A 12,936-nucleotide genomic window follows, 5' to 3' on the forward strand; every position below is an offset into this window, starting at 1 on the left:
AGGGACTTGAGAGACTACTTTCGAAACATGTCTCTCAAGAATCCGTACGGGGATTTCGAGATCACCGAGCCGCAGGCCCTGCGGGCGTTGGCGCACCCCGTCCGCCTGGCCATCCTCGACCGGCTCCAGCGACACGGCCCGTCCACCGCCACCGGGCTGTCGCCGCACGTCGGGGCCACGCCGTCGGTGGTGAGCTGGCACCTGCGTCACCTCGCGACGTTCGGCCTGGTCGCCGACGCCGACGGAAGCACCAGCAAGCGGGAGCGCTGGTGGCAGGCGACCGCGCGAGGGTTCCGCTTCAGCCTGCCGGACGACGCCGAGGGGCAGGCCGCGGCGCGGCAGCTCCGCGGCGAGATGTTCGCGCGGATCGCGGAGACGCCGCAGCAGTGGCTGTTGCAGGAGGAACCCCGACTCGACGACACCTGGCGCGCGTTGGCCGGGGTGGCCGACACCCGGTTCGTCGCCACCCCCGACGAGCTGCGCCAGCTGGAGGAGGCGATCGAGGAGCTGCTCGCCCCGTACGTGCGGCGCAAGGACGACGACACGAAGCCGGCCGACGCGCAGGTCGTCCGGATGCTGCGCTACCTGCTGCCCGAGGCCGCCGACGACGAGTCCGCGTCATGACCGTCGTCGACGCCCCGGCCGCGCCGGTTCGGCACCGCGACCGGCGCTTCCGTACCTTCTGGATCGGTCAGACGATCACGGCGTTCGGCGACCGGATCAGCGAGCTGGCCCTGCCCCTGATCGCCGTCGCCCTGCTCGCCGCGACGCCCGTGCAGGTCAGTGTCCTCACCGCGCTGATCTGGCTGCCCAACCTGCTGGGCCTGTTCCTCGGCGCGTGGGTCGACCAGCGCACCCACAAACGCCGCCTCCTGATCATCGCGGACCTGGTCCGCGCCGCCGTGCTGCTCAGCCTCCCGGTGGCGTACCTGTTCGGCGCGGTCAGCCTGACCCAGCTCTACCTGGTGGCGCTGCTCACCGGCGCCGCAGCGGTGCTGTTCGCCCTGGGGCAGCAGGCGTTCTTCGTCTCCCTGGTGCCACGCTCGGCGTACGTGGAGGCCAACAGCAAACTCAGCGTGAGCCGGTCCCTGTCGTTCATCGTCGGCCCGGCCGTCGGCGGAGGACTCGTCCAGGCGCTCAGCGCGCCGGTGGCGATCCTCGTCGACGCGGTGTCCTTCCTCGCGTCCGCGCTGCTGCTGCGTCGTATCCCGGTCACCGAACCCCCGCCACCGCCACGGCAGACGTCCACCCTCGGAATGGTCCGCGAGGGCATGGCGCTGGTGCTGCGCCATCCGGTGCTGCGCGCCGCGCTCGGCTGCACCAGCACCGTCAACTTCTTCACCTTCATCGCGTCGGCGCTGCTGGTGCTCTACGCCAACCGGGAACTCGGCCTGTCGGCCGGCGCGATCGGCGTCGCGTTCGGCGTCGGAGCGCTCGGTGGCCTGGCCGGAGCGGCCCTGGCACCCCGCATCTCGCGCGCCATCGGGCTCGGTCGTACGGCGATGATCGGCGCGGTGGTGTTCCCCGCCCCGCTCGCGCTGACGGCGCTGATCAACGGCCCGACCTGGGCGAAGGTGGCCATGCTGGCGGCCATCGAGTTGGTGTCCAGCGTCGGTGTGATGCTGATGGACGTCAACCTCAACGCCCTGCTCGCCGCCGTCACCCCGGACGACGCGCGGGGTCGTCGAGCGGGCGCGTACAGCGCCGTCAACTACGGCATCCGGCCGCTCGGCGCGCTGGTCGGCGGCGTGCTCGGCACCACCCTCGGACTGCGGCCGACCCTGGTCGTCGCCGGAGTGGGCGGTGTGCTCGCCGTGCTGTGGCTGCTCGCGTCCCCGGTGCGCCACATCAGGACCCTCGACACCGTCACGCCGTGACCGTCCCGACTGGCCGTCGCCCGGCTTGTGCCGCTCCTGGCTGGCCGTCGCCCGGCTTGTGCCGCTCCTGACTGGAGGCAACTGCCTCCCGAGGCGTGATGCCTGTGAGTCATCTTGATGACTCACAGGCATCACGCTCATGGCACCGATGCCCCCGAGCCGACCTTGACGGCGTGCCGGCACCGGCCGCCGGTCAGCTCGCCTCCGCCGCGAGCAGCGCGGCCAACTCGGCGGGCTGGGAGAACATCGGCCAGTGGCCGGTGGCCATCGTGAGGAGCCGCCAGCGCTCGCTGGCGAGCAGCGCCGCCACCGTGTCGTTGGGCTCGGGCCCGTCGAGCAGGCACTTGACGTACGTCGCCGGCAGGTCGCCCAGGTAACCGCTCAGCACGGCCGGCTCGGTCAGCGTGCGCCCCGGATGCGGGGTGGCGCCCTTGACCAGCCGCGCGATCTGCTCGTCGGTGAGACCCTGACCGTCGAACTCGGCTGGGGCGAGCGGCGGCCAGTCGCCGCCGTTGGCGGCGAGCACCGACTCGAACGCCGCCTGCCCCTGCCACCAGCCGGATGCGAACGACCCGCCGTCGACCGGCACCTCCGAGTCGAGGAAGACCACCCGGGTCAACCGGTCGCCAATCCGCTCGGCGGCCTGCCCCACCGGGATGCCCGAGTAGCTGTGCCCGACGAGCACCACGTCGCGCAGGTCGCGGCGTTCGATCTCGTCGACAATGTCCCGCACGTGGGTCTGCTGGCCGGCCGGCACTCCCTGCCTCTCGGCGAGACCGGAGAGGGTCAGGGCAAAGGTCTGGTGGCCGGCGGCCCGCAGGGGCGGCGTCACCTCGTCCCACGCCCAGGACCCCAGCCACGCTCCTGCCACCAACACCAGATCAGCCATGGCCGGAACCCTACTGCGGCCCTGCGACAGGTGCGCGCGTCACGACCAGGTCCGGGCCTGGGCGTCGAACACCTCGGGTGGACTCTCGACCGGCAGGACGCAGAGCAGGTGCCCTCCGGGCGCCCGCAGGATGCGGCACTCCATCCACCGCGTCACCTCAGTGGCGCCCAGGCCGACCAGCCGGGCGGTCTCGGCCGCCACGTCGTCGGTCTCGATGTCGAGGTGGTAGCGCGGCGCGTCGTCGACGGCCTGGACGGCGGTGACCAGGCCCGGCACCGCCTCGTGCAGCCCCACGAACTGCGGCTCCTCCGGGTGGGACCGGGTGCCGACGCCCAGGGCCGCCGACCAGAACTCCGCCGCCCGCGCGGCCTCCGCCTCGGGCGCGTCGATGAGCAACGCGTACACACGGCTTCGATGCATGCGAGGCAGGATATCGACGATTCCTACCCTGTGCTGGTCGCGCCGAGGTGAGCGGCGATCTGGGCCGGCAGCGGGTAGGGAGGGAATATCGCCGTCAGGCGTGGTCCGTCGGTGGCGGGCCGGCGTCGACCGGCATCCGGTAGATCCGGATGGGGTAGGCGACGGCCGGATGCCCGCCGTTGAACCCGGCCGTCAGGTGCAGTTGGGCCGCCGGCAGCCAGAGCTGCCCGTCGGTGTCGAGCCACATCGCGTCCACCCAGTTCAGGCGTGGGTCCGCGACGAGCGTACGCACGCTGCGGTCCGGCCCCACCGCGAGGATGCGGCGGCTCTCGACATCGCTGACGTAGATGGTGCCGCGCGCGTCGATGGCCGTGCCGCCGGTGCTCGGGGTGTCCGACCAGGGCTCGACCCGCCGGGCCAACTCCTCGTCCGACAGCGTCGGGTCGTCCAGCCACCGGGTGCCGATCCGGGACATCCCACCCGAGGCCGGCTGGTAGTACAGCCACCGACCGTCCGGCGACACCTCCAGTTGGTCGGTGTGCAGGCACACCTCGGCCCCGCTGGGATCCCGCAGCGCCCGGCCGTCGGCGACCACCGGCCTGCCCACCGTGCTCGGGTGCCCGTCCAACACCCGTCGGCACGCGCCCGAGTCGAGATCCACGACGACGAGGCCGGGCGCGCCGGCATCGGTGACGTACGCGGTGCCGTCGTGGAACCGGACGTCGTCGACGTAGCTGTGCGGACGCACCGCGCCGTCGAGGTGGTAGACCCGGTCCACCCGGTCGCCGTCCACGTCGACCACGATCAACCGCGCCCCGCCGGGCACCTGGTCGCCGCCGAGCTGGGGCGACCCGGAGTCGACGATCCACAGTCGACCGTCCGGGCCGGCGCGCAATCCATTGACGTGCACGAACGTCCCGTCCGGCGGTTGGTCCCGCGCATTCCAGGCGGCGTCCGGGTACGGGTTGCGACGGCCGTCCGGCAGCGCCTCGACCACCTGCACACCCGGCCCGTCCGCCGACGGGTAGCTCAGGAAGACGCGCCCCCGCAGCGTGGTCACGCCCGTGCAGACCCGGTCCTCGACGAGTACCGGTGTCAACCGAGGATCCTCCTCGGTGGGAAGCATGGACATCGGCCCGCTCCTCACCCGACGGGCGACACCGCCGTACCGTCGATGGTCCGCCACCGTTGGCGCGGTATCCCCGTGCCGGCCCCGGCGAAACACCGCCCCCGCCACCGGGTCGGGTACGCCAGCCACACCGCCCCGGGCCGCCGGTGGTGCGCTCCCGACTGATCGGTCAGGATGGGACCGGGCGACGCCGGGCCGCCGCCCCGAGCCGACACACCCCAGCCCTGCCGAGGAGTTCCGTGCCGTCCACCCTGCTCTCCCGCCGTGACCTGGACTTCCTGCTGCACGACTGGTTGCGGGTGGCGCACCTCGTCGAGCGTCCCCGCTACGCCGAGCACTCCCGGGAGACCTTCGACGACGCCCTCGACCTCGCCGAGCGGGTGGCCACCGACCAGTTCGCCCCGCACAACCGGGCCGCCGACCTCGCCGAGCCCACGGTCGACGGGAACCGCGTGCGGACGATCCCGCAGATCGAGGCGGCACTGCGCAGCTTTGCCGAGACGGGCCTGCTCACCGCCGCGATGGACGACTCCGTCGGTGGTCTGCAACTGCCGCACGCCGTCGCCGCGGCCTGCTTCGCCTGGTTCCAGGCGGCCAACGTGGCCACCTCCGCGTATCCGCTGCTGACCCTGGGCAACGCCAACCTGCTGCTGGCTCACGGCAGCGCCGAGCAGGTCGACACCTACGTCCGGCCGATGCTCGAGGGCCGGTTCTTCGGCACCATGTGCCTGTCCGAGCCGCACGCCGGCAGCTCACTGGCTGACATCGTCACCCGGGCCGAGCCGCAGCCCGACGGCACGTACCGCCTGTTCGGCACCAAGATGTGGATCTCCGGTGGCGACCACGAGCTGGCCGAGAACATCGTCCACCTGGTGTTGGCGCGGATACCCGGCGGCCCGCCCGGGGTGAGGGGCATCTCGCTGTTCGTCGTACCCAAGGTGCTGGTCGGCCCGAACGGCTCGCTGGGGGAGCGCAACGACGTGGCGCTGGTCGGGCTCAACCACAAGATGGGGTTCCGGGGCACCACCAACGCGCTGCTCAGCTTCGGCGACGGCGGACACACCCCGGGCGGCCAGCCCGGCGCGGTGGGCCACCTGGTCGGCGCGCCCCACCAGGGACTGGCCCAGATGTTCCACATGATGAACGAGGCCCGGATCGGCGTCGGGGCCGGCGCCACCGCGCTGGGCTACACCGGCTACCTCAAGAGCCTGGCGTACGCCCGGGAACGGCCGCAGGGCCGACCGGTCGGCGCGAAGGACCCGGCCACGCCGCAGGTGCCGATCATCGACCACCCCGACGTACGCCGGATGCTGCTGGCGCAGAAGAGCTACGTGGAGGGGGCGCTGGCCCTGGTGCTCTACTGCGCCCGGCTGCTCGACGAGGAGAAGACCGCGCCGACCGACGCGGACCGCGAGCGGGCGCACCTGCTGTTGGACGTGCTCACCCCGATCGCCAAGAGCTGGCCGTCGCAGTGGTGCCTGGCGGCGAACGACCTGGCCATCCAGGTTCTCGGCGGCGCCGGCTACACGCGCGACCACGACGTGGAGCAGCACTACCGCGACAACCGGCTCAACCCGATCCACGAGGGCACCCACGGAATCCAGGCGCTGGACCTGCTGGGGCGCAAGATGACCATGCACGGCGGCGCGGGCCTGCTCCTGCTGACCGAGACGATGGGGGACACCGTCGCGCGGGCGCGGGTGGCCGGCGGCGAGGCCGCCGAACTGGCCGAGCGGCTGGACACGGCGGTGCGACGGATCACCACCGTCACCCGGCGGCTCTGGGCCGGCGGCGACCCGGTGCTCGCCCTGGCCAACGCCAGCGCGTACCTCGAGGCGGTCGGGCACGTGGTGATCGCCTGGATCTGGCTCGAACAGGTGCTGGCGCTGCCGCCCACCGGAAGCGCCGATTCCTTCCACGCCGGGAAGCGGCAGGCCGCCCGCTACTTCTTCAGCGTCGAACTGCCCCGCACGGGACCCCAGTTCGACCTGCTGGACAGCCTCGACCGCTCCGCGCTCGACATGCGCGCGGACTGGTTCTGACCGTCACCGTCGACGGCCCTGATGGTGCATGGCCTGCCGCCCCTTGACCACACCCAGGACGATCACGATCACCAGCGCGATCAGACCGATGATGATCAGCCAGCGGACGGCCTCGAGGATCAGCCCGAGCAGAATCAGCACGCCAGCCACCACGCCGACGACCCAGAGCAGGGCACGCATCGCGACCTCCCGTAACTCGGTCGCGGCGCGAGATGCGGCGACCCCGGGCCCCACCTTCCCGCCCCCGCGAAACCCAAACACCCCCCGGACGCCCACCCCTGCGCGATCTTGCACTTTCTGTCCCGGCAAAAAGGACTTCGGCCCGCATATCACCAACAGAATCTGCAAGATCGGCGAGGGGTTGAGGGCGAGGGCGGGGGCGAGGGCGAGGGCGCGTCAGCGCCGGGCGACGTAGACGGTGTTGGCGGACTGGCCACCGGTCAGCGGGTTGGCGAACGGCACGACGTGCGCCCGTACGGTCGTGAACACCTTCCCGAGCGCCGCGGTGAACGCGTCGTCCGGTGGGTCGTCCGACCAGAGCGCGAAGACACCCTCCGGACGGAGCAGCGCGGCGAGCCGACGGAGGCCGTCCGGGGTGTAGAACGGCGCGTGGCTCGGGTGCAGGACGTTGCGCGGCGAGTGGTCGACGTCGAGGAGGACCGCGTCGAAGCGCCGCCCGGGGGCCTCGGCGTCGAACCCCTCGTCGCCGGCCACGGCGGCGAAGAAGTCGGCCCGGACGAACCGGGTCCGAGGGTCCTCGGCCAGCCCGGCCGCGAAGGGCAGCAGCCCTCGTCGGTGCCAGTCGATGACGTCCTCGATGGCCTCCACCACCAGCAGCGCCCGTACCCGTGGGTCGGCCAGCGCGGTGCACGCCGTATAGCCCAGTCCGAGGCCACCGACCACCACGTCGAGCGTGTCGCCGGCCAGTTCGGCGAGGCCGAGGCGGGCCAGCTCGATCTCGGCGACGGGGAAGAGGCTGGACATCAGGTACTCGTCGTCGAGCTTGACCTCGTACACCTCGACCTGGAGCGCCGGGTCGCGACGCCGCCGCAGGCTGATCGCGCCGATCGGTGTCTCCCGCCAGGCCAGTTCCTCGAAACGCGCGCCCACGGTGCCCTCTCGCCGCCGGATTCGTCCCCGAATGGTACCGACCGGGTTCCGCCCCGCCACGCAGGGTCCACGGGACATCGACGCAGCGCATATCCTGTGCCCGGTCGAACCAGCGGAAGGGACCCGATGCCGTCGCGGCAGGATCAGCTGCACTCCTACCAGTTCAGCGTCCAGCGGGCGGTCGCCGCGCTGGTGATGCGGGAGACCGACCCGGCCCAGTCGCCGTTCCGACGGCTGGCGGGCGCGGGCCTGGCCAGCGTCCTCGTCGCGGTGATCGGGCTCGGGGGCGCGGCGCTGTACGGCCTGTTCGCCGGTGGTGGCACCCGCTGGCGGGACCCGGGCGCGGTGATCGTGGAGAAGGAGTCCGGTGCCCGGTTCGTGTACCGCGAGCAGAAGCTGCACCCGGTGCTCAACTACGCCTCGGCGTTGCTGATCGTCGGCGCGGACCGGTCGAAGACGGTACTGGTCTCCCGGCGGTCGATCGACGGCGTGCCGCGCGGCCTGCCACTGGGCATCGCCGACGCGCCGGACTCGTTGCCCGCGCCGGGTCGCCTCGCGAAGTCGCCCTGGACGGTCTGCTCGACGACGGCCGGCGCGGACGCCCGTTCGGCCCTGCTCATCGGCGTCGACCCCGACGGCGGCCGGCCACTCGGCGACGAGGCGCTGCTGCTCCGCCATCCGGACGGCGACCTGCACCTCGTGTGGCACCAGCGTCGCTACCTGATCCGCGATCCCAACCGGGTGCTGGCCGCGCTGGCGACCACCCGGACGCGGGCGGTGCCCGTCGCGCCAGCACTGCTCAACGCCCTCCCCGCCGGGGTCGACCTGGCCCCGCCGCCGCTGCCCGGCGAGGGCCGGCCCTCCGCCCGGGTGCCGGGCGCCACCATCGGGCAGGTCTACCTGGTCCGCAACTCCGGCGGCGGCCGGCAGTACGCGGTGGCGCTCGACGACGGGCTGGCCGGGATCACCGAGTTGCAGGCCGGGCTGCTGTTGGCCCGTACCGGGCAGGGGGAGTCGGAGCCGATGACGTTGGGTCGGTTCGCGGCGCTGCCCACGATGCCCGACCTCGCCCCGAGCGGCCCGACCGCTCCGCCGCCCGCCCCGCCCCGGCTCGCCGCCACCGACGAGGCGGCGATCTGCACCCGCGTCGGCGACGACGACGCGGGCGAGGTGCGCTGGGGCGTACACCTGCCGGACCTGGCGGCCGTTCCGCGGACCGCGCCGTCCGGCGGCGCGGCGCTGGCCGACCACGTGGTGGTGCAGCCCGGTGGCGGCGCGGTGGTCGAGGCCGCCGCGGCGCCCGGCGCGTCCGGAGGGGCGGTGTCGGTGGTCACCGACCTGGGCCGGCGGTACGTGCTGGCCGACCGGGAGGTGCTGCCGATGCTCGGGTATCGCGACGTGCGACCGGTGCGGCTGCCCGCCGGCCTGGTCAGTCTCGTGCCGGCGGGCGCGACCCTCGATCCGGCCGCGGCGCGGGCCGTCGCCGCCCCGTCCTGACGCCGCTCGGGCCGTTCGCCGCCCCGTCCCAACGTTGCCCCGGCGTCAGGTTGCCGGACGGCGCAGCACGCTGACCGCGAAGGGCGCGTCGTCCCGCCACGGGCGCAGGTCCCAGGTGGCGAAGCGGTGTTCGAGGCGCAGCCCGGCGGCGACCGCGTCGGCGTCGAACGCGGTCAGCGGGTAACCGCGTTCGGTGCCGAAGCCCACCGCCAGGACGCCGTCCGGGCGCAGGTGCCCGGCGAGGCGGCGCAGCACCTCCGGCTCGGTGCCGACGGCGACGAACGCGAGCACGTTGCCGGCGAGCACGGCGGCGTCGAACGGCTCGCCCTCTCCCATCGCCGGCAGGTCCAGGTCGGCCAGGTCGGCGACGAGCCAGCGCGGACCGGGATGATCGGCGCGGGCGGCCTCCACCAGGACGGGGTCGGCGTCCACCCCGACGACGATGTGCCCGCGCTGGGCCAGGGCCGCGCCGACCCGACCGGTGCCACTGCCGGCGTCGAGGATCCGTGACCCGGGCTCGACCAGGGTGTCCACCAGTCGGGCCTCGCCGGCCAGGTCGGCGCCCTCGGCGGCGAGTTTGCGGAACCGGTCGACGTACCACTGCGAGTGCTCCGGACCGGTGTCGGTCGCCCAGCGGGTCGGGTTGGCCATACGGCCCACGGTAACCGGGTCGGCCGGGGCCGGGCTGGCGGGTGCGCCGATCGGTGGCGGCTCAGCCCTTCTCCGCGCCGCTGGTCAGGCCCTCGGTCAGCAGCCGTTCACTGGCGAAGAAGAGGATCACGATGGGCAGGGTGAGGACGACCGACCCGGCCATCAGCACCGTCTTGGGCACCTCCACGCCGTCGGAGAGCAGCGACAGGCCGAGCGACACCGTCCAGCGGTCGGGTTTGTCGACCAGGAACAGCAGGGCGAACAGGAACTCGTTCCAGGCGATCATGAAGTCGTAGAGCGCGACCGCCATGATCGACGGCATCGCGAGGGGCAGGCTGACCCGGCGGATGATGCCGAGCCGGCCGGCGCCGTCGATGGCCGCGGACTCCTCCAGGCTGACCGGGATGGTCTCGAAGTAGTTCTTCAGCATGTAGACCGATACCGGCAGGGTCTGCGAGACGTAGACCAGCACCAGCCCGAACAGCGAACCGCGCAGCCCGGCGAGGCTGAACACCACGAACAGCGGGATCGCGATGACGATCGAGGGGAACAGGTAGACCGCCAGGAACAGGAAGTCGACCTGCCGCCGACCGAAGAACCGCAGCCGGGCCACCGCGTACGCGCCGGGGATCGCGACGAGCAGCGTGAGGACGGTCGCCGCGACCGCCACCAGGGCGCTGTTGCGGATGAAGGTGAGGAATCCCTGGCCGCCGTCGTCGGTGGCCTTGAGGACCTCGGCGTACGTGGCCACGGTCAGCTCGCCGAAGCCGACGACCAGCGCGCCCGGGTCGAGCAGCAGCCGTTCGATGGGGCGTACCGAGAGCACCAGCATGTAGTAGAAGGGGAAGACGGTGACCACCAGGAACGCGGCGATCACCAGGCGGCGCAGCCAGCGCAGGCTCACCGTCTCGACCATGTCCCGGTCCATCAGCCGACCCTCCGTCCGAAGAAGCGCAGATAGATCAGCACGAACACGATGAGCACCACGGCCAGCACGACCGCCTGCGCGGCGGCGGCCCCGACGTCGGTACGGGCGGTGAGGAACTCGTAGACCCGGACGCTGACCACCTCCGTGCCGGCGGCCCCGCCGGTGAGCAGGTAGACGTCGTCGAACTTGTTGAACGTCATGATGAAGCGCAGCACGCCGAGCAGGGCGATCACCGGCAGGAGCTGCGGCAGCAGGATGTGCCGGAACCGCTGGGTGGGGGTGGCCCCGTCGACGCGGGCGGCCTCCTCCAGTTCGCCGGGCACCGCCTGGAGTCGGGCCAGCAGGAACAGGAACGCGAACGGGAAGTACCGCCATGCCTCGAACGTGATGACCGTGGCCAGCGCGGTCGACTCCTGGGTGAGGAACGGCACCGGCGCGTCCCAGCCCAACAGGCGCTGCCCCCAGTGGTTCACGATGCCGAGCTGCGGGTCGAGCATCACCTGCCAGACGAAGGTCACCGCGACCACGGGCGCCACGTACGGCAGCAGCATGGAGGCCCGTACCAGGGTGCGACCGCGGAACGGCCGGCGGACGACGAGCGCGGCGATCAGGCCGAGCACGATCGACCCGACGGTGCCGCCGACGCTGTAGAGCAGCGTGACCCACAGCGTGTCGGCGAAGCCGGGGGTGTGTAGCACCCGGTCGATGTTGTCCAGGGTCAGCTCGCCGAACAGGCCGGTCTTGCGCAGGGTGGCGAGCCGTACCCGTTGGAAGGCGAGCACCACGGTCCAGACGATCGGGATGCCGATGACGACGATGGTGACGAGCAGGGTCGGCGCGACCAACGCCAGCCCGGCGCGGGACTCTCGGCGGCGCAGCGTCAGCGGTCGACGACGCGCCCGCTCCGGCCGCTCTTCGGTGGGGGAGCGGCCGGGCGCGGTGGTGGTCAATTGACGCCCGCCTTGATCGCCTCGACGTCCTTCTTGGCCCGACCGGCGGCGGCCGCCGCGTCGGACTTGCCGGCGGTGAGGTCAGCCAGCACCTTGGGCACCGGAAGTTCACCGAGCATCGCGCCGACCAGCTTTCCCTGGCCCTGGCTGAGCCCCCAGCGCCCGAACGTGTCCGGGCTGCGGCGAAGGGTGGCGAGCACGTCGTCGCCGTACACGTCGGTGAGGGGCTTCTTGGTGTCCACGCCGGCCGGGCTGGTGGTCCAGGCGGTCAGGAACGCCTCCGGATCGGCCGGGGTTCCCTTGCGCACCGGGAAGCGGCCCTCGGGGGACATGCCGAACCAGCGCGGGTAACCGTCGCCGAGCATGAACTCCACGAAGGACTTGGCCGGGTCGGTCACCGCGCCGTCCAGCACCGCCCACGAGCTGATCTCGCCGTACTGGGCGGGTTCGGTGCCGTTCGGACCCTTGATCGCGGTGACGAACCCGCTGTTCTTGGCGAGGAACGCCGGGTCGCCCTGGCACTGGGGGCAGGTCGGCTTGGCGTCGTTCCGTAGCCCGGCCAGCTCGTCGAGGATGAACGGCGACCAGATCACCATGGCCGCCTTGCCGGCGAAGTAGGTGGCCCGGGTGGTGTCCACGTCCTGCGCGCCCTTGACGGAGCTGGTGCGGATGAGGTCGCCGTAGAAGCGGAACGCCTCGACGCACTGCGGGGAGTCGAGGGTGACGGCGCCGGAGTCGTCGGTGAGCTGGCAACCGTTGGCCAGGGCCAGGTGCTCGAAGGTCTGTTGGGTGAACACGTCGCTCGCCGAGGTGGCGGCGGTGATGCCGGCGACCCCGCCGGTGTTCAGCTTCGTCGCGGCGGCGGCGATCCGTTCGTACGTGTCGGGGGCGGGCAGGCCGGCGGCGTCGAACAGGTCCTTGCGGTAGACGAGCAGTTGCCCCCACCCGTCGCTGGGCACGGAGAGCTGCTTGCCGTCGTCCGAGGTCAGCTCCAACGCCCGGGGGGAGAACGTCTGCCGGCCCAGCGCGTCGACGACCTCCGCGTTCGCCGAGGCGTGCAGCAGCTCGTTGCCCGCGAGCGTACGGATGCCGGCCAGCGAGACCGAGCCGACCACGTCGGGCAGCTCGCCGGCGGCGGCGTTTGCGGCGATCAGCGAGGGGAACTGGTCCTCGTTGACGGTGACGAGGTCGACCTGGATTCCGGTCTTGGCGGTGAAGTCGGCGATTATCGCCTTGGTGGCGGTGACGCGGTCGGCGACGTCCTCCAGGCTCCACACGGTGATCTTCTTGCTGTTGCTGTCGGATCCGTCGTCTCCGCAGGCCAGCAGGGTGGACGTGGCCAGTGCCAGGATCAGGGTGGTGGCGAGTATCCGCCTCGGAGGTGCTGACATCGGTGGCACTCCTCTCGAAGGGTACAAGAGGGATCCAACACCTTCGATTGAT

General features: G+C 72.2%; 13 protein-coding genes. 4 read left to right on the top strand and 9 right to left on the bottom strand.

The annotated features are described in order from the left end of the window. Positions 1-27: 27 nt before the first annotated feature. Together AB0B55_RS16995 and AB0B55_RS17000 are read left to right on the top strand one after the other, a co-directional pair. Positions 28-624, top strand: a complete 597-nt coding sequence (locus AB0B55_RS16995; RefSeq protein WP_357172148.1) for a helix-turn-helix domain-containing protein — start codon at positions 28-30, stop codon at positions 622-624. Then, positions 621-1,877, top strand: coding sequence for an MFS transporter (locus AB0B55_RS17000; protein ID WP_357172149.1), 1,257 nt, complete (start codon positions 621-623; stop codon positions 1,875-1,877). The genes AB0B55_RS16995 and AB0B55_RS17000 overlap by 4 nt, the downstream gene beginning before the upstream one ends. A 193-nt stretch (positions 1,878-2,070) precedes the next feature. Here the strand turns inward: AB0B55_RS17000 and AB0B55_RS17005 are convergent, their stop codons facing one another. The 3 genes from AB0B55_RS17005 to AB0B55_RS17015 all read right to left on the bottom strand — a co-directional run bounded on the left by AB0B55_RS17005 (position 2,071) and on the right by AB0B55_RS17015 (position 4,318). Then, complete coding sequence (locus AB0B55_RS17005; RefSeq protein ID WP_357121394.1) at positions 2,071-2,766, bottom strand: alpha/beta hydrolase; 696 nt, start codon at positions 2,764-2,766, stop codon at positions 2,071-2,073. A gap of 39 nt (positions 2,767-2,805) precedes the next feature. Then, entirely contained in the window at positions 2,806-3,186 is a 381-nt protein-coding gene (locus AB0B55_RS17010; RefSeq protein ID WP_357121397.1) for a VOC family protein, read from the bottom strand. A gap of 94 nt (positions 3,187-3,280) precedes the next feature. Beyond that, positions 3,281-4,318 (bottom strand): L-dopachrome tautomerase-related protein, encoded by a 1,038-nt coding sequence (locus AB0B55_RS17015; RefSeq protein WP_357121400.1) that lies wholly within the window; start codon positions 4,316-4,318, stop codon positions 3,281-3,283. 236 nt (positions 4,319-4,554) lie between these two features. On the opposite strand from AB0B55_RS17015, the gene AB0B55_RS17020 reads away from it, so the two are divergent. Next, on the top strand, positions 4,555-6,357 hold the full coding sequence (locus AB0B55_RS17020; protein ID WP_357172150.1) for an acyl-CoA dehydrogenase: 1,803 nt from the start codon (positions 4,555-4,557) through the stop codon (positions 6,355-6,357). Positions 6,358-6,360: 3 nt separating this feature from the next. On the opposite strand, the gene AB0B55_RS17025 is transcribed toward AB0B55_RS17020, so the two are convergent. Continuing rightward, the gene (locus AB0B55_RS17025; RefSeq protein WP_357121405.1) at positions 6,361-6,537 is read right to left on the bottom strand and encodes a hypothetical protein; all 177 of its coding nucleotides are present in this window, start codon (positions 6,535-6,537) and stop codon (positions 6,361-6,363) included. 216 nt (positions 6,538-6,753) lie between these two features. Beyond that, complete coding sequence (locus AB0B55_RS17030) at positions 6,754-7,467, bottom strand: spermidine synthase (protein WP_357172151.1); 714 nt, start codon at positions 7,465-7,467, stop codon at positions 6,754-6,756. A 126-nt stretch (positions 7,468-7,593) separates the two neighbouring features. Here AB0B55_RS17030 and eccB point away from each other — a divergent pair, with 126 nt between their 5' ends. Next, positions 7,594-8,964 (top strand): type VII secretion protein EccB, encoded by a 1,371-nt coding sequence (gene eccB, locus AB0B55_RS17035; protein ID WP_357172152.1) that lies wholly within the window; start codon positions 7,594-7,596, stop codon positions 8,962-8,964. 45 nt (positions 8,965-9,009) lie between these two features. Here the strand turns inward: eccB and AB0B55_RS17040 are convergent, their stop codons facing one another. The 4 genes from AB0B55_RS17040 to AB0B55_RS17055 all read right to left on the bottom strand — a co-directional run bounded on the left by AB0B55_RS17040 (position 9,010) and on the right by AB0B55_RS17055 (position 12,884). After that, on the bottom strand, positions 9,010-9,615 hold the full coding sequence (locus AB0B55_RS17040) for a class I SAM-dependent methyltransferase (RefSeq protein WP_357172153.1): 606 nt from the start codon (positions 9,613-9,615) through the stop codon (positions 9,010-9,012). A gap of 61 nt (positions 9,616-9,676) precedes the next feature. Further along, a complete protein-coding gene (locus tag AB0B55_RS17045) occupies positions 9,677-10,543 on the bottom strand; it encodes a carbohydrate ABC transporter permease (protein ID WP_357121417.1) in 867 nt (288 codons plus the stop codon). Further along, the gene (locus tag AB0B55_RS17050) at positions 10,543-11,493 is read right to left on the bottom strand and encodes a sugar ABC transporter permease (protein WP_357172154.1); all 951 of its coding nucleotides are present in this window, start codon (positions 11,491-11,493) and stop codon (positions 10,543-10,545) included. The genes AB0B55_RS17045 and AB0B55_RS17050 overlap by 1 nt, the downstream gene beginning before the upstream one ends. After that, on the bottom strand, positions 11,490-12,884 hold the full coding sequence (locus AB0B55_RS17055) for an extracellular solute-binding protein (RefSeq protein ID WP_357172155.1): 1,395 nt from the start codon (positions 12,882-12,884) through the stop codon (positions 11,490-11,492). The genes AB0B55_RS17050 and AB0B55_RS17055 overlap by 4 nt, the downstream gene beginning before the upstream one ends. Positions 12,885-12,936 lie beyond the last annotated feature (52 nt).

The sequence above is a fragment of the Micromonospora sp. NPDC049107 genome, assembly GCF_040648595.1.
Classification (GTDB): Bacteria; Actinomycetota; Actinomycetes; order Mycobacteriales; family Micromonosporaceae; genus Micromonospora.